The organism is Exiguobacterium aurantiacum DSM 6208 (assembly GCF_000702585.1).
In the GTDB taxonomy this organism is placed as follows: Bacteria; Bacillota; Bacilli; order Exiguobacteriales; family Exiguobacteriaceae; genus Exiguobacterium; species Exiguobacterium aurantiacum.
This window is the reverse complement of record NZ_JNIQ01000001.1, coordinates 538,770-562,500: the sequence shown is the minus strand read 5'-3', so window position 1 is coordinate 562,500 and position 23,731 is coordinate 538,770. Positions and strand designations below refer to the sequence as shown.

The 23,731-nt window shown below is 54.0% G+C and carries 21 protein-coding genes and 2 tRNA genes (1 of these 23 running past the window's edge); all 23 read right to left on the bottom strand.

Features of this window, described 5'->3' with window-relative positions; all coding sequences use genetic code 11:
• A protein-coding gene (gene lysS / locus P398_RS0103080; protein WP_024372375.1) for a lysine--tRNA ligase crosses the window boundary here: on the bottom strand, nucleotides 1-501 show its start. The gene continues 990 nt to the left of window position 1, outside the view; 501 of the gene's 1,491 nt are visible here — the first part of the coding sequence; its start codon is at nucleotides 499-501; the stop codon falls past the left edge of the window.
• Between the two features lie 148 nt (nucleotides 502-649).
• Nucleotides 650-1,645 carry a tRNA dihydrouridine synthase DusB gene (dusB, locus tag P398_RS0103075; RefSeq protein WP_029334036.1) on the bottom strand — a complete coding sequence of 332 codons (996 nt, stop codon included), beginning with the start codon at nucleotides 1,643-1,645 and terminating at the stop codon, nucleotides 650-652.
• 23 nt (nucleotides 1,646-1,668) lie between these two features.
• A complete protein-coding gene (folK, locus tag P398_RS0103070; protein WP_029334035.1) occupies nucleotides 1,669-2,172 on the bottom strand; it encodes a 2-amino-4-hydroxy-6-hydroxymethyldihydropteridine diphosphokinase in 504 nt (167 codons plus the stop codon).
• Complete coding sequence (gene folB, locus P398_RS0103065) at nucleotides 2,169-2,534, bottom strand: dihydroneopterin aldolase (protein ID WP_029334034.1); 366 nt, start codon at nucleotides 2,532-2,534, stop codon at nucleotides 2,169-2,171. The genes folK and folB overlap by 4 nt, the downstream gene beginning before the upstream one ends.
• Entirely contained in the window at nucleotides 2,527-3,312 is a 786-nt protein-coding gene (gene folP / locus P398_RS0103060; protein ID WP_029334033.1) for a dihydropteroate synthase, read from the bottom strand. Before folP ends, folB begins: the two co-directional genes overlap by 8 nt.
• Complete coding sequence (locus tag P398_RS0103055; RefSeq protein ID WP_029334032.1) at nucleotides 3,309-4,142, bottom strand: aminotransferase class IV; 834 nt, start codon at nucleotides 4,140-4,142, stop codon at nucleotides 3,309-3,311. The genes folP and P398_RS0103055 overlap by 4 nt, the downstream gene beginning before the upstream one ends.
• Nucleotides 4,126-4,710 (bottom strand): aminodeoxychorismate/anthranilate synthase component II, encoded by a 585-nt coding sequence (gene pabA, locus P398_RS0103050; RefSeq protein WP_029334031.1) that lies wholly within the window; start codon nucleotides 4,708-4,710, stop codon nucleotides 4,126-4,128. Before pabA ends, P398_RS0103055 begins: the two co-directional genes overlap by 17 nt.
• Entirely contained in the window at nucleotides 4,707-6,056 is a 1,350-nt protein-coding gene (locus P398_RS0103045; RefSeq protein ID WP_081828324.1) for an anthranilate synthase component I family protein, read from the bottom strand. The genes pabA and P398_RS0103045 overlap by 4 nt, the downstream gene beginning before the upstream one ends.
• Nucleotides 6,057-6,182: 126 nt before the next feature.
• The gene (gene cysK, locus P398_RS0103040) at nucleotides 6,183-7,136 is read right to left on the bottom strand and encodes a cysteine synthase A (RefSeq protein ID WP_029334029.1); all 954 of its coding nucleotides are present in this window, start codon (nucleotides 7,134-7,136) and stop codon (nucleotides 6,183-6,185) included.
• A gap of 86 nt (nucleotides 7,137-7,222) precedes the next feature.
• A complete protein-coding gene (hslO, locus tag P398_RS0103035) occupies nucleotides 7,223-8,149 on the bottom strand; it encodes an Hsp33 family molecular chaperone HslO (RefSeq protein ID WP_051151439.1) in 927 nt (308 codons plus the stop codon).
• A 20-nt stretch (nucleotides 8,150-8,169) separates the two neighbouring features.
• Nucleotides 8,170-8,934: a type III pantothenate kinase gene (locus P398_RS0103030; RefSeq protein ID WP_024372365.1), complete on the bottom strand. Its 765-nt coding sequence runs from the start codon at nucleotides 8,932-8,934 to the stop codon at nucleotides 8,170-8,172.
• 94 nt (nucleotides 8,935-9,028) lie between these two features.
• Complete coding sequence (ftsH, locus tag P398_RS0103025; protein WP_029334028.1) at nucleotides 9,029-11,056, bottom strand: ATP-dependent zinc metalloprotease FtsH; 2,028 nt, start codon at nucleotides 11,054-11,056, stop codon at nucleotides 9,029-9,031.
• 105 nt (nucleotides 11,057-11,161) lie between these two features.
• Entirely contained in the window at nucleotides 11,162-11,707 is a 546-nt protein-coding gene (gene hpt / locus P398_RS0103020; protein WP_024372363.1) for a hypoxanthine phosphoribosyltransferase, read from the bottom strand.
• A 32-nt stretch (nucleotides 11,708-11,739) separates the two neighbouring features.
• Complete coding sequence (tilS, locus tag P398_RS0103015) at nucleotides 11,740-12,966, bottom strand: tRNA lysidine(34) synthetase TilS (protein WP_029334027.1); 1,227 nt, start codon at nucleotides 12,964-12,966, stop codon at nucleotides 11,740-11,742.
• 66 nt (nucleotides 12,967-13,032) lie between these two features.
• Nucleotides 13,033-13,104 (bottom strand) — tRNA-Glu (locus tag P398_RS0103010).
• Between the two features lie 9 nt (nucleotides 13,105-13,113).
• Nucleotides 13,114-13,190 (bottom strand) — tRNA-Met (locus P398_RS0103005).
• Nucleotides 13,191-13,334: 144 nt separating this feature from the next.
• Nucleotides 13,335-15,737 carry a YhgE/Pip domain-containing protein gene (locus P398_RS0103000; RefSeq protein ID WP_029334026.1) on the bottom strand — a complete coding sequence of 801 codons (2,403 nt, stop codon included), beginning with the start codon at nucleotides 15,735-15,737 and terminating at the stop codon, nucleotides 13,335-13,337.
• 211 nt (nucleotides 15,738-15,948) lie between these two features.
• Nucleotides 15,949-16,488 (bottom strand): S1 domain-containing RNA-binding protein, encoded by a 540-nt coding sequence (locus P398_RS0102995; RefSeq protein WP_024372360.1) that lies wholly within the window; start codon nucleotides 16,486-16,488, stop codon nucleotides 15,949-15,951.
• 75 nt (nucleotides 16,489-16,563) lie between these two features.
• Nucleotides 16,564-16,938, bottom strand: coding sequence for an FtsB family cell division protein (locus tag P398_RS0102990; protein WP_024372359.1), 375 nt, complete (start codon nucleotides 16,936-16,938; stop codon nucleotides 16,564-16,566).
• Nucleotides 16,939-16,983: 45 nt separating this feature from the next.
• On the bottom strand, nucleotides 16,984-17,256 hold the full coding sequence (locus tag P398_RS0102985) for an RNA-binding S4 domain-containing protein (protein WP_024372358.1): 273 nt from the start codon (nucleotides 17,254-17,256) through the stop codon (nucleotides 16,984-16,986).
• Nucleotides 17,253-18,668 carry a bifunctional methyltransferase/pyrophosphohydrolase YabN gene (gene yabN / locus P398_RS0102980; RefSeq protein ID WP_029334024.1) on the bottom strand — a complete coding sequence of 472 codons (1,416 nt, stop codon included), beginning with the start codon at nucleotides 18,666-18,668 and terminating at the stop codon, nucleotides 17,253-17,255. The genes P398_RS0102985 and yabN overlap by 4 nt, the downstream gene beginning before the upstream one ends.
• Nucleotide 18,669: 1 nt before the next feature.
• Complete coding sequence (locus P398_RS0102975) at nucleotides 18,670-20,223, bottom strand: polysaccharide biosynthesis protein (protein ID WP_029334023.1); 1,554 nt, start codon at nucleotides 20,221-20,223, stop codon at nucleotides 18,670-18,672.
• Complete coding sequence (mfd, locus tag P398_RS0102970) at nucleotides 20,207-23,731, bottom strand: transcription-repair coupling factor (RefSeq protein ID WP_029334022.1); 3,525 nt, start codon at nucleotides 23,729-23,731, stop codon at nucleotides 20,207-20,209. Before mfd ends, P398_RS0102975 begins: the two co-directional genes overlap by 17 nt.

Here is a 23,731-nt window from a genome sequence, read left to right as displayed (position 1 = left end):
AATTAAATCCAAGTAACGTTGGCGATAGCGTTGCTCGACGTCTTTTAAGCCGTGATATTTATCAGGAAGCGGACGAAGCGCTTTCGTCAAGAGTTCGAACTCCTCAACATGAATCGACAATTCGCCGACATTCGTCTTGAACAACTTCCCTTTCACACCGACGATGTCTCCAAGGTCAGATGATTTAAATAAATCGAACGGTTCGTCACCTACGTCATTTTTACGAACGTAGATTTGGATTTGTCCTGTTACGTCTTGGATATGGGCAAAGAACACTTTCCCTTTTCCACGTTTCGTCATGATTCGTCCAGCAAGCGTCACTTCGACGTCTTGTTCGGCCAAGGCTTCTTTTTCAATCGCCTCATACTGCTCATGTAATTCACCGGCATGGGCAGAGCGTTCGAACCGACGTCCGAACGGGTCAAGCCCTTGTTCACGCATCTCGGTCATCTTCTCAAAACGCACCTGCATTTGGTCGTTCATTTCCAACTCGTGACTCACTACTCCATTCACTCCTCTATACGTATTAGGTTTCTCTCTAATAAAAAACTGTCGACCTGATGGCCAACAGCACAGCCTAAGCCGTTCGCTCATTGCGTATCGCTTTTTCGCCAAACAAGCTTACCATAAATCACTTTTTTACACTAGTTCACACTTCTTGCATTTGTCGCTCGAGCTGTTCGACAAAATGATAGAGCACAATCCCGAACGCATCCCGAGATTCAACTTCATTGATTTGCTTACGAACCGGACCGCTTCCTTTTAGACCTTTCAAATACCAGGCCGCATGTTGGCGCATCTCACGTACCGCGGTCAGCTCACCTTTGATGGCAATCAGACGATCGAGATGCAACATACAAATATCAATCTTCTCACGCGCTGCCGGTTCCGGCGGGAGTTCACCTGTCTCTAAATATTGCACCGTCTGATAGAGCATCCACGGATTCCCGAGTGCCGCTCGCCCGATCATGACGGCATCAACGCCATAATGGTCGATCGCGTGCTTCGCTTCTTGCGGCGTCGAGATATCGCCGTTCCCGATAATCGGGACGGTCGCAATCTTTTTCGCCTCACCGATCCAGTCCCAATTCGCCGTTCCTTCATATTGTTGGGAACGGGTACGTCCATGAATGGCAATCGCCGCGGCCCCGCCTGACTGGGCGGCTCTGACGTTGTCTAGCACATAGACGTGCTCTTCATCCCAACCGAGACGCATCTTCACGGTCACCGGTTTTTCGACAGCGTTCGAGACGGCGTCCACCATCTCATAGACTTTATCAGGGTCAAGCAACCATTTTGCGCCCGCCTCGCATTTCGTTACTTTCGGGACAGGGCATCCCATGTTGATATCAATGATATCGGCGTTCGTGTTTTGGTCAACGTATTGAGCCGCCCGTACGAGCGTCTCTTTCGACCCACCGAAAATCTGTAAGCTAAGCGGCTTCTCACGTTCATCTACATAGAGCATCCGTAACGTACGAGCGTTCTCTAACAGTATGCCTTTATCACTTACCATTTCAGCGCAGACGAGTCCGGCACCGAACTCTTTGGCGATGAGTCGGAACGCCGGATTCGTGACGCCGGCCATCGGGGCAAGGACCGCCCGATTTTTAATGTCCACGTTCCCAATCTTAAATCCTGACATAGATCCACTTCCTTTTACTGACGTTACACCGGATTGACAAGTGACTGTAACGGTTCAAGCCGAATGACATCGCTTCGTTCCGACTCCGGAAGGGCGACGAGCAGCTTTTGAACCGTCTTTCCTCTCACCTCGAGCGACGGAGCAATCTCCGCAAGCGGGGCAAGGACAAAAGCGCGTTCATGCATCCGCGGATGCGGTACAGATAAGTGCTTCGATTGTATATCTTCGCCGTTAAACACCAAGATGTCAAGGTCGATCGTGCGAGGTCCGTTCTTGAACAACCGCTCCCGCCCGAGCCGCTGTTCGATTTGTTGTAAGAGTGACAGTACTTCCTCCGCCGACCGCGTCGTCGCCACTTCAACGACCATATTATAAAACGAAGGTTGCTCAGTATAACCGACCGGTGCCGTCTCGTACACGGCCGACTGTTTCGTCACTTGAAGGCCGTCCGCTTCCATCGCTTGAATCGCTTCATGCAAATAACTTGCCCGCTCTCCAATGTTTGAACCGAGTGCGACATAAATCATCCGTTTCGCCTCCGTGTCATCTCAATGGCGACCGAATCGTAATGCCCAGGGATGGGCGGATCCGGTTTGATGACCTTCACCGTCACCGCTTGAATCTTCTCACTATGGGCGAGCACCGCCTTCGTGATGCGCTCGCCAAGTGTTTCAAGAAGGTTCACCGCTTCCCCCGTGACGATGTCTTCCGTCAGTTGATAAAGCCCGGCATAACTGACGCCGTCTTCCAAATTGTCGGACTGGCCGGCTGGCGCGAGATCCAGTTCACACATCAAATCGATATGAAACCGTTGTCCGAGCCGATTCTCTTCTTCAAACACACCGTGATACCCGTAAAAGCGCATTCCGTTCACATACATCTTATCCACGTTGTCCGCCTCCTAACATTACATCCATCATCCGGGCTGCCCGCTTATTCGCGAGCACGTCATGAACCCTTACCCAGGCACAGCCTTTCATAATACCGAGACACGTCGTCGCGATCGTCCCTTCCCCCCGCTCTTCGGTCGGTAAGTCGAGCGCTTGTCCGATGAAGGACTTGCGTGACGTTCCAAGCAATACCGGGTAGCCGAGGTTCGTGATGACGTCGAGTCGATTCAAGAGCTCCAAGTTCTGTTCATAATCTTTGGCGAACCCGATGCCCGGGTCGAGCCAAATCAATTCATCCGGCACCCCGGCTTCGTGGGCAATTTCAATCGACTCTTGCATGTCACCGACGACTTCTTCGATAAAGTGACCATAATTTCGATTGTCGCGATTATGCATAAGGATGATTGGAACGTTGAACGCTTTGGCGACGTCCGCCATCGAACGATCTCCCCACTTCGAACCCCAGACGTCATTGATGATGTCAGCTCCCGCTTCCAGCGCCGCTCGCGCCACTTCCGGTTTATACGTATCAATCGAGACTAACACGTCTAGCTCTTGTTTCAAACGACGGATGACCGGCACGACCCGGGCGATCTCGTCTTCAGCTGAAACGAGCTGTGCCCCCGGGCGAGTCGATTCACCCCCGACGTCAATCGCGTCGGCGCCGTCTATGACGAGTTGCTTCGCGTGCGCCACCGCAGCATCAAGCGCCGTATAGCGCCCGCCATCCGAAAACGAATCCGGCGTCACGTTTAAAATGCCCATCACGTTTGTCATTTCGCACTCTCCTTTTCAATCGTCTGGATCAAAACCGACCAGGCGTCGATAAAATGTTCTCCTCGTCGTCCCGGGAAACGCTTCCCTGCAAATTCCGTCACCGGGGCGATCTGTTGTACCGAATTTGTGAGCCAAATTTCGGTCGCTTCGGCCAGTTGCGCGAACGTCACGTCGCGTTCGGAGACGTCAAACGTGTCGATCACCCACTGACGGGTCACCCCGGCCAGAGCCCCTGTCGAGAGCGGGGTCGTCCAAAGCCGGCCATCACCGTCCGTCCAACATACGTTCGAGACGAGACCTTCGACGACGCGTCCCGTCTCATCCGCGAACAACCCTTCCGCTGTTCGGTCGACGAGCGCGCGCTTCCCGAGAATGTTGTTCATATAATGATGAGATTTCAGCCGGAACGCCGCCTCGGGCCGGCTTCTCGGAAATGGGAGCGCCTCAAGCGTCTTCTCGACCGGTTCGAACGCGTCGGGCAACGGTTTGACAAGGAGCGTCACGTTCGGTCGCACGTAACGTCCGTCATGAAGACCGAGCGGTGCGACTCCCGCGGAGACGTTGAGCCGGATATAGAGGTTCGGCGCGTTATTTTGACGGGTGACGTCTTGGATCGCCTGCTCGATGTCTTGTTTCTTATATGGGAGGTCGATCCAAAGCGCCTCCATGCTTTTCTCTAGTCGCTCCCAATGCGCGTCCCATAGAAACGGGTGTCCTTCAAACGTTCGGAACGTCTCGAACAAGCCCATCCCGTATAGAAAGCCGTGATCGTATACGGGAATCGTCACTTCATCGCTTCCGCGCAATTCGCCGTTATGCCAAAGCCACATGGCGGTATACCTCAATGAAGTTTCGAACCATCTCTTTGCCGTGTTCCGTCAAAATTGCCTCCGGATGATACTGGACCCCTTCGATTGGCAACGACTTATGCCGTAGCGCCATGATCTCGCCTTCCTGTGTTTCCGCCGTCACTTCGAGACAGTCGGGGAACGACTCCCGGGCTACGGCGAGCGAATGGTACCGTGTCACGATCGTCTCTTGCGGGATTCCCGTAAAAATCGTCTTCCCGTCATGGCGAATCGGCGACGTCTTTCCATGCATGAGACGTTCGGCATGGACGACTTCACCGCCGAACGCTTGCGCGATCGCTTGGTGCCCGAGACAGACGCCGAGAATCGGGATACGACCGGCGAACGAACGAATCGCCTCAATGCTGATCCCGGCCTCGTTCGGCGTACAGGGCCCTGGTGAGATGACGAGATAGTCCGGACTTAACGTGTCGATGTCTTCGAGCGTGATGTCGTCATTTCGCCGGACGACGATCTGCTCGCCCAGTTCCCCGAAGTATTGGACCAAGTTGTAAGTGAATGAATCGTAGTTATCAATGAGTAATATCATGTCGTCGCCTCCGTTGACGCTTTCGCCGCCCATAGCGCTTTCGCTTTCGACAGCGATTCTTCATATTCTGCGACCGGATCGGAATCGATGACGATACCGGCACCAGCTTGGACGTGGGCCATGCCGTCTTTGACGACCATCGTCCGAATCGTGATGTTGAAGACGAGGTCATCATCCCAACTGATCCAACCGAACGACCCCGTATAAATCCCACGGCGGAACGGTTCAAGCTCCTCGATAATCTCCATCGTTCGAATTTTCGGGGCGCCGGTGATCGTTCCACCTGGGAACATTGCTCCGAGCGCCTCGGCACCGGACACGTCGGGACGTATCACCCCGCGGACGTTCGAGACGATATGTTGGACGTGGGAATACTTCTCGATGACCATCAACTCATCGACGTGCACCGTTCCATACGCCGCCACTTTGCCGAGGTCGTTGCGCTCCAAGTCAACGAGCATGACGTGCTCGGCCCGCTCCTTCTCATTGTCGAGCAACGTGCGCGCCAACTCCATGTCTTCTTTCTCGTCGCGACCGCGCGGCCTCGTCCCCGCGATCGGGCGGGTCGAGATCGCGGACCCGTGCTTTTCGATCAACAGTTCCGGAGAAGCCGACACCATCGTCAAAGCATCATCCTTAAAATAGCCCATGTACGGGGATGGATTCATGCGCCGAAGCGTATCGTAAACGTGACGGGGGTCGGCGAGGAGCGGTTCGGATTGCCTGACGCTCAAATTCACTTGAAACACGTCGCCCTCGACGATATAGTGTTGAATCTTCTTGACCGCCGCGACAAATTCTTCGCGGGAGAGCGAACGCGAACGCTCGACCGCATCGTGTGCGACTGGTCCGAACGTATAGTTCGTCTCCGTATGCCAAAGAGCGGCAAAGCGTTCAAGTTTCACGTCGACGTCCTCGTCTCCGGTGACCATCACGTATAAGAGCGAGTCTTCTTCATCAAACACCGCCACCTCGTCGAACAACAAGAACGATACGTCCGGTGTCGCCAAATCATCTTCCGCTTCTCGCGGCAAACGTTCGAGCGTCCGGGCGACGTCGTAACTGACATATCCGATCATCCCGCCAAAAAAAGGCGGAGCCCCGGTCGGCCGCGTCGCCACGAAACGCGAACGCACCGATTCGACGATATCGAGCGGGCGACCGTGGATCGTCTCTGTCCCGGCCTCGGTCGTGAGCGTTCCAACCTCGTCTTTCACGTGAAGCGTAGCGAACGGTTCGACTCCCGCTACCGTATACCGCCCGACTCGACCGCTCTCGAGCCACGCGTAACGCTCTTTTCCTTCCGTCAACGTCAAATACGTCTCGTACATGCTCTCTTTTGTCATCCGGATTGTTTTGAACGCTGTCGTCCTCACATCCCATTCCCCCGTTCCTCTAGTTCATGCCTTTAATTGTACACAAGAAAAGGCAGTTCCCGAAAGATGTTGTCTCTCGGTAACTGCCCCTTTTCCTTATGAACGAACGCTGTCCGATTCTTCGTCGAATTGATAGAGCGGTGTGCTCAAGTACCGTTCCCCGTTCGACGGGATGATCGCAAGCACGTTTTTGCCTTTGCCGAGTCGTTTAGCTGTGTCGACTGCTGCAGCGATGGCCGCACCTGACGAGATGCCGCCGAGGACGCCGTTCGTACGCGCCGCGAGTCGAGCATATTCGAACGCTTGGTCCGTCGTGATTTGAAGGACGCCTTCATAAATCTCCGTATCGAGGATCGAAGGGATAAAGCCGGCCCCGATTCCTTGGATTTTATGCGGACCAGGCTTTCCGCCCGACAAGACCGGTGAATCGACTGGCTCGACCGCCAAAATTTGCACGTCTGGGTATTTCGCCTTCAACACTTTACCGGCTCCCGTGATCGTACCGCCTGTACCGACGCCCGCGATGAACGCATCGACGTCCAAACCGGCCGCTTCAAACGCCTCGACGATTTCTGGTCCTGTCGTCATCTCATGGACGTTCGGGTTGGCCACGTTGTTGAATTGTTGGGGGAGGAAATATCCGTTCGCCTCAGCTTCTTCTGTCGCGCGGCGAATCGCTCCGCCCATCCCTTCCGGACCTGGCGTCAAGATGAGCTCAGCGCCATAACCGCGAAGTAAGTTGCGACGTTCCATGCTCATCGTTTCCGGCATGACGAGAATGGTCTTGTACCCTTTAGCGGCACTGACCATCGCCAAACCGATTCCGGTGTTCCCGCTCGTCGGTTCAATGATCGTGTCACCCGGTTTTAAGGCACCGTCTTTTTCGGCCGCCTCGATCATCGCTAAGGCAATCCGGTCTTTTACACTCGACCCTGGATTCATATACTCCAACTTCATATAAACCGTGGCGTCATCCGGTCCCGTAAGACCGTTCAATTTCACAATCGGTGTCTTCCCAATCAAATCTGTCACTGAATCTACGATACGCATGCTATTTCCTCCTCCATAATTCCGACTATTCCGATATTGTAATCATACCCTATCAGTTTGAAAATATGCAATTTGGAACGAACCGCTTAACGTGCTTGCTGTTTCATCGTTTCTAACTGTTCAGCTGAGAAGTGATACTTTTCCCCACAAAAATGGCAGACCGCTTCGGCTCCGCCGTCTTCTTCGATCATTTGACGAATCTCTTCGGCACCGAGGCCGATGATGGCGCCTTCCATCCGGTCGCGGCTGCACGTGCAGTTGAACTGGACCGGTTTGTTGTCGAGCAGTTCGAGACTGTCCCCGAGGAGCATGCCGAGCATCTCTTCCGGCGTCTTCTCTTCACCAATTAACACAGAGACCGGCGGGAACGTCTTCAACGCGTTCTCTAACGCTTGAATCGTTTCTTCTGACGCATCCGGCATCAATTGCACGATGATCCCACCCGCGGCAAGAATCGATTCATCTTCCGGAAGGACGAGAACGCCCGCACCGACGATTGACGGAACTTGTTCTGACGTCGCGAAGTAGTACGTGAAGTCTTCACTGATCTCTCCGGTTTGGATTTCAGACGATCCACCGACATAGTCTTTCAACCCGAGATCTTTGATGACCGAGATCGTACCGCGACCGACGACTTCACCGACTTTCAGTTTCGTCAATCCGTGGTCGTTGACGAACGTTCCACCTTCGACGCGCGGATGTGACACGTAACCACGGACATCGCCGGCTGTGTCGGCATCGACGATGATTTTCCCGATCGGACCGTCACCTTCGACTTTAAGCGTGACACGGGCGGCACCTTTTTGCATCGCCCCGATCATCGTACCGATCGTCATCGTCCGGCCAAGGGCAGCCGAAGCGACCGGTGTCGTCTGGTGGCGAAGCTGGGTTTCAAAGATCGTTTTTGTCGTACGAACGGCAAAGGCGCGGACTTCTCCGTTGAACCCTAACGCTCGGACGAGATAGTCTGCTTTCATTTGGTCAAGTAACGCTTGTTGTTCTGGTTGGATCATATTGAGTAACTCCTTTAAATTTATTTCTGGTTGCGCTCATAGATGAGGCGGAGCCCATCGAGCGTCAAGAAGGAATCGACGACGTCGATCGTTTCGGCATGTTCACTGATGAGACGAGCGAGACCGCCCGTCGCGATGACGGTCGCCTCTCCGACTTCGCGCTTCATACGACTGACGATTCCGTCGACTTGCGCGACATACCCGTAATACGTTCCCGATTGCATCGCCTGGATTGTGTTCTTTCCGACGACAGTCGGAGGAGTCGCGAGCTCGATGCGAGGCAACTTGGCCGCCCGTTGATAGAGCGCCTCGACCGAAATCATAATTCCCGGCGAGATAATGCCCCCGTGATAGCGACGGGATGCATCGATATAACAATACGTCGTCGCCGTACCGAAGTCGACGATGATGAGCGGACCCTCATATTTCGCGATACCAGCGACCGCGTTGACGATGCGATCGGCCCCGACTTCACGCGGATTATCGACATGGATATCGAGCCCTGTCTTCACGCCCGGGCCAACGACGATCGGGCGGACGTTGAAGTAGCGTTGCGACATCTGTTCAAGCGGAAAGATGACGGGCGGGACGACGGACGAAAGAATCACGCCATCGATTTGATCGAACGAAACGTTCGAGTGGTCAAACAACGACTTGACGAGCATGCCATACTCATCGGTCGTTTTCGTACGGTCCGTCGAGATGCGCCAATGGTGGACGAGCGTCTCGCCATCATACATCCCGAGAACAATATTTGTATTCCCAACATCGATCACTAAAATCATGATATAGTTCCTCACTTTGTTGTCAATTACAGTTCGCTCGAATTATAACACGAAAAAAGACGAATGCCTCATCTAGGGCATTCGTCTCTTTCGTTTAACGCGATTCGTTGTTCGGGCGTTCCGTTGGTGTCGCCTCAGGCTTATCGCCTTCCGGGACGACATCCGGCTTCACTTCTTGAACCGACTCAGGTTGATCGATGATTTGACCGTGCTTGACGGCCGCCTCATCTTTCTTCGCTTCGTCGTTCGAATCGTCCGTCGATGGTGTCGACGGCTCTTCCGGCTCATGCGGAAGGTACTCGCGCGTCTTGATCAAGTGACGAATCTGCTTCGAGTCGAGCGTTTCGACTTCGAGAAGCGTCTTCGCAACGAGTTCGAGATCGTCACGACGTTCCGTCAAAATTTGCTTCGCTTTCGCATAGCAGCGGTTGATGATATCACGAATCTCAAGATCGATGTCTTGGGCGATGGCATCCGAGTAGTTTTGTTCCGTTTGGAAGTCACGTCCCAAGAACACTTGTCCGCCATGGTTTGATCCGAGTTGGAGCGGTCCGAGTTTGTCGCTCATCCCGTAATCCATGACCATCTTCCGAGCGATTCCCGTTGCGCGTTGGAAGTCGTTGCTCGCTCCGGTTGATACTTCACCGAAGATCACATCTTCCGCCACGCGGCCACCGAGAAGACCGACAATCTTATCTTCGAGTTCTGGTTTCGTCATGAAGTAACGATCTTCTTTCGGAAGCATGACGACATAGCCGCCCGCGTTTCCGCGTGGAACGATCGTCACTTTATGGACTTCGTCAGCGTTCTCAAGCTCGATACCGATGATCGTGTGGCCCGCCTCGTGATAAGCCACGATTTGACGTTCTTTCTCCGAGATAACGCGGCTCTTCTTCGAAGGTCCCGCGATGACGCGGTCAATCGCTTCCTCAACGTCGACAATCGATACTGCCGAGCGGTCAGACCGGGCAGCGACGAGCGCCGCCTCGTTGAGCAAGTTCTCCAAGTCAGCACCTGAGAATCCAGGCGTCCGCTGCGCGATCGACTTCAAGTCAACTGTCGAATCGAGCGGTTTGTTGCGGGCATGAACTTTGAGTACTTCTTCCCGGCCTTTCACGTCCGGACGATCGACCGTGATTTGACGGTCAAAACGTCCTGGACGGAGAAGGGCTGGGTCAAGGATATCCGGACGGTTCGTCGCGGCAATCATGATGATCCCTTCGTTGTCGCTGAACCCGTCCATTTCGACGAGCAATTGGTTGAGCGTCTGCTCACGTTCATCGTGGCCGCCACCTAAACCGGCACCACGTTGACGTCCGACCGCATCGATCTCATCGATGAAGATGATACACGGCGCGTTCTTCTTCGCGTTCTCGAACAAGTCACGGACACGTGATGCCCCGACCCCGACGAACATCTCTACGAAATCAGAACCTGAAATCGAGAAGAACGGTACACCGGCTTCACCCGCCGCCGCACGGGCGAGGAGTGTCTTACCTGTCCCTGGAGGACCGACGAGAAGGACCCCTTTCGGAATGCGCGCCCCGAGTTTCGAGAACTTGCGCGGGTCTTTCAAGAATTCAACGACTTCGATGAGCTCTTGTTTCTCTTCGTCCGCTCCGGCGACGTCTTTGAACGTCACACGGCGCTTCTCTTGATCGTACAATTTCGCCTTCGATTTCCCGAAGTTCATCACACGACCGCCACCGCCGCCGCCTTGGGCTTGGTTGAGCAAGAAGAAGAACAAGATGAAGATGATGATGAACGGTAAGATCGCAAACACGATGCTGAACCAGTTCCCACTTGACTCTGCTTCTTCGACGCTAATGTCCGTATTCGCACGGAGTGACGAGAGCACTTCGGCGTATTCGGCCTCGTTGGCCGGGATGTTCGTTTCAAAACGCTGGTCTTCATCTCCTGAAAGATCACCTGTGATCGAGATGGCACCCGGAATTTCTTGCACGGTCGCCGTTTCAATCCGACCTTCTTCCACATATTCCAAAAACTTCGAGTACGTGAGCGTCTCGCTCTGGCTGCTCGGGTTTTGTAAATATTGAAGGAACAAGATCAAGGCTAGGAAAATCACACCGAAAACTAAGGTGTTTTTCACTGCACGATTCATTCTCTGCCTCCTATTCCGAGAAACGATGTTCTCGCCCATTCAGTATATGTGTATACTTTGGGTATTTCTTTTATCTTACCACGTCACATTTTCAAAAGAAAAACGTTAGCCCCCGTAAACGCTCGGCTTGAGCACACCGACGTAAGGAAGGTTACGATATTTCTCCTCATAATCGAGACCGTAGCCCACGACGAATTCGTGAGGAATCACGAAACCGCTATAATCTGCGGACAATCCGTTTTTACGTCCTGTTGGCTTATCGAGCAACGTCACGATTTTCACCGACTTCGCTTTACGATATTTAAGGAGGTCTACGAGATAACCGAGCGTGAGCCCGCTATCAATGATATCTTCTACAATCAAGATGTCACGACCTTCTACAGACGTGTTTAAATCTTTCTCGATTTTCACTTCACCTGTCGAAGACGTCCCTCCGTGATACGTCGACACGTCCATGAAATCCATCTCTAAATGGATATCCATTTCTTTGACGAGGTCTGACATGAATGGCATCGCGCCTTTCAATACACAGACGAGAAGCGGAAACTCTTCTTTATATTCTTCGCTGAGCGTTACCGCGAGTTCTTTCACTTTTCCTTGAATCTCTTCACTCGAAATGAGCACCTTTTCCATATCGTTCATTAATGACATCTTGAAATCCTCCTCTTTCTAATCCGACACAATCACCATTTTACCATTAATCGTGGGCATCTCGCATCCGACTTCTCTGGAAAGTCGGAAACTCTTATTCCTACTATAGCGATAATTCGACCAGTTGCGTCAACTAATAACGGGATAAACGGACGTTTTTCGCGCGGGACTTTTGCATCAATCAACACACGGGCGACTTTCTTCGTCCCGACCGAGAGGCTAATCCGGTCTCCCGGTCGTGGTGAACGGACGTATAGCGGCCACTCGAGTGCATCGAGCGGGAAACCACGACCATCTTCCGTCACTTCAAGCGAAACGACGTGTTCACCGAACGTCACGCGTGTCGGGAGCGTCTCGACTCGTTGCGGCGACGGGATTGACAGTTGTCCTCGTTCCGTCAGAGCGATGCCGCCGTCACGCTTCTCTAAACGAAAATCCCCGCCCACATCGTACACACCCGTCCCTCGTTTACTTTGCATGAGTCGCGTCATACCTTCCGCTACCTGTACCCCGAATCGCTCGGATAAAAGCCGCCCGAGCACATAACGTTCTTCTGCCGACAAGACCATAACCGCTTCAAGTTTCACATGAAACGCTTTCATTTCAAGATCGACGTGACGGTCCATCCATACGGTCATGGCCGCATAACGTCGTTGCCATGTTCGTCGGTTCGCGCGTGCTGTTGCACACACGTCCCGGACGAGCGTCGGCCACCCCGCCCGTAACGGGGGGATGACGAGATGACGCATTCGGTTACGCAAATAATCCGTCTTCGCGTTCGTGGCGTCTTCACGCCATTCGAGATCGTGCTGTCGCGCGTAGGCGATGAGACTTTGTTTCGTTTCATCTAACAGCGGACGGACGAGCACCCCGCCGCCGAACGGGCGACGCTCCGGGATGCCCGTCACTTCGACGACGTTGCGATGCAATTGAATCAACACCGTCTCGACGACGTCATCGGCGTGATGGGCCGTCATCAACTCACGATAGCCGCACTCCTGCATGACCGTCTCGAAAAATGCATAACGCGCTTCCCGGTAAGCTGCTTGTGACGCCGTCTCGATGATTAACCGCTTGCCGTGAAACGGGACGCCATATTCGCGCGCGAGCTGTTCGACGAACCGATACTCCTCATCGGATGCACGGCGCTGTCCGTGATGGACGTGCGCGACGCCGACGTCGAGGCCTTTCGCGACCATCTGATGAAGCAATACGATCGAATCGACTCCGCCCGATACGGCCAGCAATACGTTTGGCATCTTCCGCCCTCCTTGAGATAACAAAAAAAGCCACCTCAGATGAGATGACTTGTTCGCTTAGGTAAGTGACCCGTACGGGATTCGAACCCGTGTTACCGCCGTGAAAGGGCGGTGTCTTAACCGCTTGACCAACGGGCCTAAATAAAATGGTAGCGGCGGAGGGAGTCGAACCCACGACCTCACGGGTATGAACCGTACGCTCTAGCCAGCTGAGCTACACCGCCATGTTATTGTGTTGTGTCCTAAGCACATTTTCTATAATAACCAGTCACCACGTTCGTGTCAATTCTTTTTTAAAGTTTTTTTATAAAAGAAATCGTGTACAGTGTCGTCTTCCTCACTATACACGATTTTCGTTTCCTTTTACATCACGCTTCAGACGGAATACCCCGATATTTCTTTTTCCAAGCAATCCGGAAATAACCCCATAACAGCCCGAGACAAGCAAGCGAGACGAGCAGGAGGTAAATCGTCGCCGACTGTAAATATTGCGCACCGTCGCCAGATAGAATTTCTTTATAACCGGCCACCGTATACGTCATCGGGAGTAACGCGTTGAACGGTTGGAGTGCCCGTGGGATCAGCTCTAACGGGAACGTTCCGGCCGACGTCGTCAGCTGCAAGATGAGCAGGATGATGGCGACGAAGCGTCCCGGATTCCCGAGTACCGTCACGAGCAGTTGGACGATCATTAAGAACGTGATGCTCGCTAGCCAACTGAATCCGAAGAACTGAAGTGGCGCATCGACTTCTAACCCGAGCAAGTATACCATCGCGACGTCTAATACGAGCGCTTGAACGAACCCGATGACAATCAAGACGCCCGATTTCGAGGCGAGCCAAGACAAGCTTCGTTTCGGTTTACCTGCCGGGTCGTAGAGCGGATAGACGATCGAGAGCAAAAGTGCCCCGACGAAGAGGCCGAGCGACATGAAGTACGGGGCAAAGCCCGTCCCGTAGTTCGGCACGTGATGAATCGAATCGTTTACGACCGTGACCGGACCCGCCATCATGTCGACGTTGTCGTCTCCGAGATCGATGGACGCTCGGTCGGCTCCTTCGGCCAACGCGTCACGCAGCGTGGCATTCCCTGACTCGAGTTCAGACAAGCCGTCCTTCAGTTCGCTGCTTCCTGACGCAATCGTCGCCCCGCCATCAGCAAGTTGTATCGCCCCGTCAGACAGCGTGCGCGTTCCGTCTTCCGCGTCTTTCGCGCCGGCAGCGAGCTTCTTGCTTCCGTCCGTCAGCGCACCGGTCGCTTCTGTCAAACGCGTACTGCCCGAAGCCAGTTCAGATGTCCCGTCTCTCAACTGCCCTGCACCGGCGTTCAACGTCGTACTCGCTGATGCGAGCTCATTCGAACTCGCCGCAGCCGTCTGTGCCCCTTGCTCGAGTCGGGCCGAACCGGCAGCGAGCGCCGTGGCCCCATCGGCCAACTCGGCTTGTCCTTCATTCAGTGCTGCCAAACCTGAAGCAAGTTCATTCGCTCCTGCTTCTGCTTTCGTTAAGCCGGCGTCTAGCGCGGCTTGTCCGTCTCGGACACGTGTCGCCCCTACCGTGAGCTCGTCAAACCCAGCCGCCGTGGCCTGTTGACCTTCCTCAAGTCGACTTACTACTTGTTGAAGCACTTCTGGAGGAATCGGTTGACCCGATTGTGCCAACGCCGAAAGTTGTTGCATCAATTCGTCTTGATTGGCGAGTAGCATCGTCTTCATTTGTCCGATGCCGTCAATCAATTCGGTCTCCCCTGCCAAGAGCGCGGCGTTGCCTTGTTTGGCGTTCGTCATCCCGGTCGCCAACTCACTCGAGCCGGCGACGAGCCGTTCACTGCCAGACTTCGCTTGATCAATCCCCGCCGCCAAGTGTCGCATCCCTTCGTCAAGCGACTTCGCGCCCGTATGCAGCTCCTCAAGTTTCAAGGCGAATGCCGTCGTTCCTTCGACGAGTTGATTCGTTCCGTCTAGGAGGACGGACGCGCCGTCATCCACGCGACGGGCCCCATCTGACAGGGCCGCACTTCCTTCATACACTCGTCGACTACCATCAGCCAAATCGGTCGTGCCCGTTGCGAGTTGAGACACGCCTTCACCTAAACGACCCGCTCCGTCTGCAAGTTGTTGCTGTTTCGAAGCGAGGAGTGCGGCGCCATCGGCAAGTTGGGTCGCACCGTTCTTCGCCGTCTCCGAACCGTTAGCGAGAAGTGAGGCGCCGTCTGCCGCCTCCCCAAGACCAGCGGCCGCTTCATCAATGCCATCCCGCAACGCGCTGACGTACTGCTTCGCCACTTCCGTCGATAGTTCCGCTTTTACTTGTTCCATCGCTGAACCGCCGATTTGAGCGGCCAAGAAGTTATAAGATTCGTTGGCGATATACTTGAGTTCGAGCCGTTCCGGTTGATCATCAAGTGCGGTCGTCGCCTTCTCCGAGAAGTCCTTTGGAATCTCAATCGTCATATAGTAGGCGTGGTCCTGTAAGCCCGATTCCGCCTCTTCTTTAGTCGTCTCAACAAATTCAAAAGCTTCCGAAGCGAGCAGTTTATCGACGAGCTCATCTCCGATCGCGAGTGAATCACCTTCGAACGTTGCCCCGCTATCTTCATTGACGATGGCGACCGGTAAGTCCTTCATCTGACCGTACGGGTCCCAAAACGCCCATAAAAACATCCCCGCATACATGAGCGGCACGAGCACGACCGCTAGAATCGGGATCCATACCCGCGGATCTTTCCCAATGCTTCGCCACTCGGCCTTCCATAGTTTCCATCCATTCATATCTGTTCCTCCACCTTCACTTATAAAACATAACTATTTTTTCATGTTCCCTATTGTGCTCGCTTCTTCTGAAAAATGCAACCTTTTTTAGTTATTTTTTATAACTATTTAAACGACAAAAAAGCCACAGACGGTTCACGTCTGTGGCAATGCAGTTCGCATGTGAAAAAGCTTGTATCGTTACGAGTAGAAGCTAGTGGTTTACGAAGGGTTACCCGCGCTTGGCTCCACGCCCACCGCGTTTCGAATCAGTCTGACGTTTCAACGTTGTGAGACGCTCGTCGCTATCTTTCAAGAACTTGCTCATCAACGTGTCAAACGTTTCAGGCTCACGACGTACTTCACGACGTCCGCCACCACCGCGTGGACCGCCGCCACCGCGTGGGCCACCGCCGCCGCGTGGACCTTGTCCTGGGCCACCTGGTCGTGGTCCTTGACCTTGACCTGGGCCACCTGGACGTGGGCCGCGAGAGAAACGCTCGCCTGCCGGACGCTCAGGACGTTCGCTCACAGGACGGTCAACCGCTTTCTTGATGGACAACCCGATTTTGCCATCGTTCTCGACGTTCAATACTTTGACCGTGACTTCCTGACCGACCGTGAGGACTTCATTGATGTCTTTGACGTAAGAATCCGCCACTTCACTGATGTGCACCAAACCTGTTTTTCCGTTTGGAAGTTCTACGAACGCTCCGAAATGCGTAATCCCTGTAACCTTACCTTGTACCTTGCTTCCTACTTCAATTGACATAAAATAATGTACTCCTTTTTTTGATTGATTCCCTACAATTATACGAGTCGTTTCGTCAACGGTCAACGAAGCGACTTATTCCTCTGGTGAGAAGTAAAAAATAATCTCGCCATCTTTCGAAAACAACAACTCGTTGCGCGCGAGATTGGCGATATATTCATCGTCTTGTAAACGTTCGACCTGCTCCTGCAATTCCGCTTGCTCTTCTTTCACTTCATTCAACTCGACTTGCGCTTCGTTCTGATTTCGCTCTTGCTCCGAAACGTAGCCGACTTTTGTGAAGTAGCTCTGACCGATCAACACGATCATCAACAAGAAAAGGAGCGAGGCCGCGGCCAGGCGGCGTCGAAGATGGATACGTCGCCGGGTCTGATCTTTTTCCAGCTGTTCTCTCCGTTCGTCGAGAGCCCGAATTCGCTGTTTGCGATCGATCGGGGTACGTCCATTCATCGAATCACCTTCCTCCTGTCCTAGTACGTCCAGTATACCTTTTTTTTACGCTTCCGTACCACTGTTCACCTTTTCTTCTTTGATCAAGCGGTACATTTCCTTCGCGTCTTCTTTGCGTGCATGTTCGGCAATCGAATCGATGACGACCGTGACGAGTTTATTGCCGAAGCGAATTTGAAGCTCGTCCCCGACCTTGACGTCCGTGCTCGCTTTCGCGGTTTGTCCGTTCAGTTCGATGCGTCCTTGGTCGGCTACTTCTTTGGCTAACGTACGTCGTTTGATCAAACGCGACACTTTCAAAAACTTGTCTAATCTCATAATCCCTGCTCCTTCGCTTCATTCCAGAGCCGGTCCATCTGCTCGAGCGTCATGTCCTCAATCGGACCGTTCGCCTCGATATATTCAAACCGTCTCTTAAATTTTTGATTCGTTCGTTCGAGCGCTTGTTCGGCGTTCAACGCATAATAGCGGGCGACATTGACAATCGAGAACAACACATCACCAAGCTCCGTCTCGTCTTCTGGACGTTCTTTCCACTCCCGTAATTCTTCTTCGAGCTTTTCGAACGCTCCGCTGACGTCGTCCCATTCGAACCCGACCGTCGCTGCTTTCTTTTGCAGTTGTTCCGCGCGCATTAAGCCTGGTTGCGTCATGAGGACACCGTCTAGCTGCGATTTCTTCTTTTCCCCTTTTTCGGTCTGTTTAATCACATTCCAGTTGGAAATGACATCGTTCGCGTCACGCACCGTCACATCGCCAAACACATGCGGGTGACGACGTACCATTTTCTCGCTGATCGATCCGATGACGTCCCGGATATCGAAATAGCCGTCGTCCGCTCCGATTTGGGCGTGGAGCATGACTTGTAACAACACATCACCGAGCTCTTCGACGATCGCGTCGTCATCTTCGGCATCAATCGCCTCGATCAACTCATACGCCTCTTCAAGCAAATATTTGCGAAGCGACTCGTGCGTCTGCTTCTTGTCCCACGGGCACCCGTCCGGACCGCGGAGCGTCGCGATGATGTGCGTCAACGTCGAAAATTCGCGCGCCAAATGCGTTTCATCCGTCAACGGTGGCACATAAAGCGTCGTCAAGTTGTCGACTTCTGCCACGCGGTCCATCTCATAGAGCGGGATTTCACTGACCCGCTCGCGTTTCGTCCCGGCAGCCGTCACGAGTTTGACGATGTGCTCGTCCGGATAGCGTTCCATCAACTGGACTTTCACGTCTCCGGCTACGAATCCGTCATACACTTGGCCGATCAACACGTGTTGCGTCACTTGAATCCGTTCGACATCAAGTGCCGTCGCATCGAGTAATTGGAACCCGTTGATCGGGTCGATGCGCAACGCCTGGAACATGGCGTCTAAAAAGCTTTGCCCGCCGAGGAACGTGACGTCGGCACCTTTCTCTATTAAAAGCTCGACCGTTCGTTCGGCGACGAACGGATGACCTGGGACCGCATACGTGATGGCGAGCTCTTCACTTTTAGTCAGGAGCGTCTCGACAATCTCGGTGTAGACAGCCTCGAACGTGTCGCACGACTCATATACCGAATCAAACGATTCGAAATGCACACCGTCCGCCTCCAGTTCAGCGACGACAGGATGGTCCTTCGTGCGCAACCAGACGAGGGGCTGCTGTTTCAAATGGCGATACACACCGAGCGGAAGTTGCTCCATTTCGCCGGATCCTAGCCCGACGACCGTAATTCCAAAGCTCATATCAGTTCTCCTTTTTATCAATCAAATGGATGAAACGGTTACCGAACGGAATCATTTCCCATTCCTCCGTCGTCAATACTTGTTCTTTCCATAATCTCCATACATATATGCCGCCGCCTGTCACAATCATAACACCCAGCCAGACGAGCGCATCGAGTCGATGTGTGACGCGTTCGAGTCCGATGAGGTTCATCAAAAAGAGGACGAGTCCCATCGGCACAACCGTCTTCAACAATACACCGTAATGTTTCAAGCGAAGCATGCCGAGCGGAATGACTTGATCGAGCCGATTAAAATTGTAGGCGGCCATTCCTAAAAAGGCGAGTGACGTGCCAATCGCGGCACCCGCGATCCCGTAGCGAGGAACGAGCCATAAGTTGACGGCCAGTTTCAAGACGATCGCCATCATCATTCCAAGCGCCGCTGTTCGTTCTTTATCAATCGCTTGGAGACACGTCATGCTGGCCACGGCGAGCGAGGCCGCAAACGTGCTCGTCGAGAGCAGAATAAGGGCCATCGTTCCGTCCGCGTTTTCAAACAAGGCCACATTCAACGGGAACATCACTCCCATTAAACCGATCGTGGCAGCGGCAGCGACCGCCGTCGTCACTCGAATCATCGAACGCAACCCAGCAGCCGTCGCCTCGATCCGTTGTGCCCGGTAATGACGGACAAGACTTGGCACGTTCGCCATACCGAGCGCTGTCGTGAACAAAATCGCGAACTGCACGAGCGGGTAGCCCCGGTCGAATACACCTTTGCTCACTTTGGCGTCAAAGTCGGCACCCGTCAAATTGACGATGGTGAACGAATCAACGAGTTGCATCCATAAGATGCCGAGTGAGGCGAATCCGACCGCTAATCCGGTCGTCAACAAGACACGTAATACGTCCCGCAACGTCGAGACGCGGACGCGGACGAAACGAAACGTGAATCCTTTCGCCCAGACGCCGAGCCCGACAATCGCAACGACCCCGCCGACAAGTGTGGCCCCATAGGCGTAACGACTCAACGCATACGCATCGAGGCCGACATGGACACCGATGAGCAATGCGGCGAGCAACACAGCGACACGCACAAGGTTCTCAAGCACTTGTGAGGCCGCACTCGGTTTCAAATCATCAATCGCTTGAAACGACCCCCGTAAGACAGCGAGCGCAGGCATGAGCAAATAACTGAGACTGATCACCCGAAGCGTCGGGGCCAGTTCACGGTCACCAAGCCAGTCTGCAATCGTCGGGGCGAGCCCCCACATGGCGATGACGAGCGTGATGGCCAACGTGAGGAGGACGTAGAAGCTCCCCCACAGCACTTCAAGCTTGCGTCTCGGCCCGTTCGCATCGACCCCGATTTTGGCGATGACGACGGGCATCACATACATACCGAGCGAAGCGACGATGGCCGCAAACGGATACACGGTTTGGTAGGCGTATAATCCGAAGTCACCGGCAATGTTTTGATAGGGGACGCGATAGGCGAAACTGATAAACTTCGTCAAATAACCCGCGAGCGCGAACAGGACGACACCGGTCGCAAACTTACTGGACGGACGCATGCGCCAGCCTCTTCGTCAGTTCCTCGAGCACCGAATCGGCATCGTTCAACAGCTCGACGACCGGCATCCGACCGCTGAGAGATAGTTTAAGCGCACCGTTATCTTGGCCGACACCGAGTTTGCGGCCGAGCGGCATCGTCCACTCCATAAAGGACGGGACGTCGAGCGCTGTCGTCGATTCCATCGTCAAGACGATCTCGACGCGACCCGGCACTTGTTTAATCCGAGCCACCCGCGCCATCTCGCCGTAAATGCGGAGGCGCGTCAATTGAATCAATAGCGCGACCGGTTCCGGGAATTCTCCGAACCGCTCGATCAACTCGTCTTGAAGCGCGAACAACGCTTCCGGTGTATCGACGTATTTGAAACGTTTATACATCTCGATCTTCAGTTCGCTATCCGACAAGTAGTCGTCCGGGATATACGCATCGGCTTGGAACGAGATTTCCGGTTTGAAGACGACTTGCTTCGCTTGTCCTCGCATCCGGTCTTTCCGTTCTTCGATTGCTTCCGACAGCATTTGTGAGTATAAGTCAAAACCGACCGAGTCGATGAACCCAGACTGTTGGGCGCCAAGCAAGTTCCCGGCACCTCGGATCGACAAATCGCGCATCGCGATCTTGAAGCCGCTCCCGAGCTCGGTAAACTCCTTGATCGCTTGCAGACGGCTCTCCGCCACTTCCGTCAGACGCTTATCTTTTCGATATGTGAAGTAGGCGTAGGCGATCCGATTCGAACGTCCGACGCGACCGCGAAGTTGATACAGCTGTGACAGCCCCATTTTATCCGCATCGTGGACGATGAGTGTGTTCACGTTCGGGATATCGATCCCCGTCTCGATGATCGTCGTCGACACGAGCACGTCAGCTTCCCCTTCTAAGAAACTGATGAGTTGGCTCTCGAGCTCCGTCTCGGTCATCCGCCCGTGCGCCGTCGCAATCCGCGCTTCCGGTAAGAGCGCCCGAATCTCCTCGGCTTTCCGCTCGATCCCTTCGACCCGGTTGTAGAGGAAGAACGCTTGTCCGCCGCGTGCGAGTTCGCGTTCAAGTGCTTCTCGTAGCACGATGCCGTCATATTCCATGACGTACGTCTGAACCGGGTAACGGTTCTCCGGCGGCGTCTCGAGCACCGACAAGTCGCGGATGCCGATCATCGACATGTGAAGCGTCCGCGGAATCGGGGTCGCCGTCAACGTCAACACGTCAATATTCGTCTTCAGTTGTTTCAGACGCTCTTTATGTTTGACCCCGAACCGCTGTTCTTCATCGATGATGACGAGACCGAGGTCGGCGAACGTCACGTCTTTCGACAAGACGCGGTGCGTCCCGACGACAACATCAATCGTCCCTTCCTTTAGTCCTTTTTTCGTCGCCGCCATCTCACTCTTCGAGCGGAAGCGGCTCATGACAGAGACGTTGATCGGGAATTCACTGAATCGTTCGAGCATCGTCTCGTAATGTTGTTGGGCTAGAACGGTCGTCGGAACGAGGAACGCGACTTGTTTCCCCGCGAGCACCGCTTTGAAGGCAGCCCGAATCGCCACTTCCGTCTTGCCGTAGCCGACGTCGCCGCACAGCAAACGATCCATCGGCCGTGAGCGTTCCATATCCGCTTTAATCTCGGCAATCGACCGGACTTGGTCCTCCGTCTCCGCATACGGGAATGAGGATTCGAATTGACTCATCTCCTCATCGTCCGTCGGGAACGCGAATCCGACTGATGCTTCGCGAGCCGCGTACAGCTTGATCAGTTCGTCGGCGATATCTTCGACCGATTTCGCGACTTTCGATTTCACTTTCTTCCATTCGGTCCCGCCGAGCTTGTAAATCTTCGGCTCTTTCCCTTCCGCTCCGACGTACTTCTGGACGAGATCGATTTGATCGACGGGAACGTAGAGGGCATCGTCCCCCGCATAGACGAGATGCAAGTAGTCTTGGTGGATGCCGCCGACTTCGATCGTCTTGATGCCTAGGTACTTCCCAATCCCATGGTGGATATGGACGACGTGGTCGTTTGGTTTTAATTCCTGATAACTTTTGATCCGTTCGGCGTTCGTTAAGTTCTTCGTCTGACGCTTTCGTTTCGCCACACGCTTGAACAACTCTTCTTCCGAAACGACGACGAGACGGCTCGTCGAGAGCTCGAACCCGCCCTCGATTTGTCCGATCATGACGTGCACATGGCGCGGCAACAAGTCTCCGTCGACGTTCGTGAACGTTGACGGGACACCGTAATCGTCAAGTAACGCCGCCACTTTATCCGCTCGTTCTCGGTCACCGGCAAGGAAGACGATACGGTGATCACTCTGTTGCCACCGCTCGACTTCTTGTTTCAGTAGATGCATCTGTCCGTGAAACGCTGGAAGCGGCCGACAGCTGAGATGGACCGTATTGGCTTCCGGAATTCCGGAGCGTCGCGATGGAAGAAGTGAGAACGCGACTTGCTTCATGTCACGAAACACTTTATGCATCGGGACGGCGAGCGTGTAGTTCGAGACCGATTCCCCCCGTTCGATGAGGGACGAGAACCATTCCGCCTCCTCTCGGTCTTGGACGTCCGCCGCATCCTCGATTCGCGCCACTTCGTCTAAAACGAGTACCGCGTCCGATCCGACGTAATCGAGTAACGTCGACTTGTATAAAAGAGGTGTATACTTCCCGACCTTCTCTGGGACGTCCCCGCGTCCGAACAATTCGATGTCACGAGCGATCCCTTCTTCAAGCGCCTGTCGAATCGTCTCTGTCTCGATGAGGGAAAGCGTTCGATCGTATTGACGTTGGAGCGCCTCGCCTGCCTTTTTCAGCAAGTCCGTCGACGCCACAAATTCGGTCGCCGGCGTGATGACCGCCTCTTTCGCGACCCCGAGCGATCGCTGTGTCTCGGCGTCGAACGTGAAGACCGAGTCCACTTCTGTATCGAACAAGTCGATGCGGTACGGCCGAGCCTCGGTCAGCGGATACACATCAAGGATGCTACCTCGCACTGAGAACTCTCCCGGAGACGTGACAGTAGCCGTTCGTTCATATCCGAGCGAGACGAGTGTTTCACCGAACGGCTTCAACTCCAGTTCTTGCCCCGGTCGGATGACATGCTGACTCGCCTGCCAGTCGGCCGGGCTCGGCACGAATCGCCGCAACCCACCGAGCGGCACGACGATAACGCCTCCCTCTTCATTGAGGAGACGTGTTCGCGCCTCGATCCGGGCAGCGAGCAGTTCTGGGCTAGATGTCAGCGACAGTTCGCCGGCAAGCGTCTCATCGATCGGGTATAGGAGTGCCTGACTCGGGCCGATGAGCGTCTCGAGTTGATCGTACATCTTTTGGGCTTGATACATGTTGTGCGTGACGACGACGAGACGTCGCGACGACTCTTTCGCTAAACCAGCCAATACGAGTGCTTTGGCACTCGTCGTCAATCCGGTGACGAGTTGACGGTCGAGTTTCGGCAACCGATCGCGAATAATTTTTGTCTCAGGCAGTGTCACCATAAATCTCTCTAGAGCGTTCAT

Bases quoted from the DNA above. Each gene is read 5' to 3' on its own strand.
- yabN (WP_029334024.1), bottom strand. From the start codon at position 18,668: ATGAGCTTTGGAATTACGGTCGTCGGGCTAGGATCCGGCGAAATGGAG.
- cysK (WP_029334029.1), bottom strand. From the start codon at position 7,136: ATGCGTATCGTAGATTCAGTGACAGATTTGATTGGGAAGACACCGATT.
- dusB (WP_029334036.1), bottom strand. From the start codon at position 1,645: ATGTCAGGATTTAAGATTGGGAACGTGGACATTAAAAATCGGGCGGTC.
- P398_RS0102975 (WP_029334023.1), bottom strand. From the start codon at position 20,223: ATGCGTCCGTCCAGTAAGTTTGCGACCGGTGTCGTCCTGTTCGCGCTC.
- hpt (WP_024372363.1), bottom strand. From the start codon at position 11,707: ATGTCATTAATGAACGATATGGAAAAGGTGCTCATTTCGAGTGAAGAG.
- P398_RS0103055 (WP_029334032.1), bottom strand. From the start codon at position 4,142: ATGTGGCTTTGGCATAACGGCGAATTGCGCGGAAGCGATGAAGTGACG.
- P398_RS0103045 (WP_081828324.1), bottom strand. From the start codon at position 6,056: ATGACAAAAGAGAGCATGTACGAGACGTATTTGACGTTGACGGAAGGA.
- mfd (WP_029334022.1), bottom strand. From the start codon at position 23,731: ATGAACGCTCTAGAGAGATTTATGGTGACACTGCCTGAGACAAAAATT.
- P398_RS0103000 (WP_029334026.1), bottom strand. From the start codon at position 15,737: ATGAATGGATGGAAACTATGGAAGGCCGAGTGGCGAAGCATTGGGAAA.
- P398_RS0103030 (WP_024372365.1), bottom strand. From the start codon at position 8,934: ATGATTTTAGTGATCGATGTTGGGAATACAAATATTGTTCTCGGGATG.
- P398_RS0102990 (WP_024372359.1), bottom strand. From the start codon at position 16,938: ATGAATGGACGTACCCCGATCGATCGCAAACAGCGAATTCGGGCTCTC.
- P398_RS0102995 (WP_024372360.1), bottom strand. From the start codon at position 16,488: ATGTCAATTGAAGTAGGAAGCAAGGTACAAGGTAAGGTTACAGGGATT.
- folP (WP_029334033.1), bottom strand. From the start codon at position 3,312: ATGACAAACGTGATGGGCATTTTAAACGTGACGCCGGATTCGTTTTCG.
- folK (WP_029334035.1), bottom strand. From the start codon at position 2,172: ATGATTTATGTCGCACTCGGTTCAAACATTGGAGAGCGGGCAAGTTAT.
- hslO (WP_051151439.1), bottom strand. From the start codon at position 8,149: ATGATCCAACCAGAACAACAAGCGTTACTTGACCAAATGAAAGCAGAC.
- P398_RS0102985 (WP_024372358.1), bottom strand. From the start codon at position 17,256: ATGAGATTAGACAAGTTTTTGAAAGTGTCGCGTTTGATCAAACGACGT.
- pabA (WP_029334031.1), bottom strand. From the start codon at position 4,710: ATGATATTACTCATTGATAACTACGATTCATTCACTTACAACTTGGTC.
- tilS (WP_029334027.1), bottom strand. From the start codon at position 12,966: ATGCCAAACGTATTGCTGGCCGTATCGGGCGGAGTCGATTCGATCGTA.
- ftsH (WP_029334028.1), bottom strand. From the start codon at position 11,056: ATGAATCGTGCAGTGAAAAACACCTTAGTTTTCGGTGTGATTTTCCTA.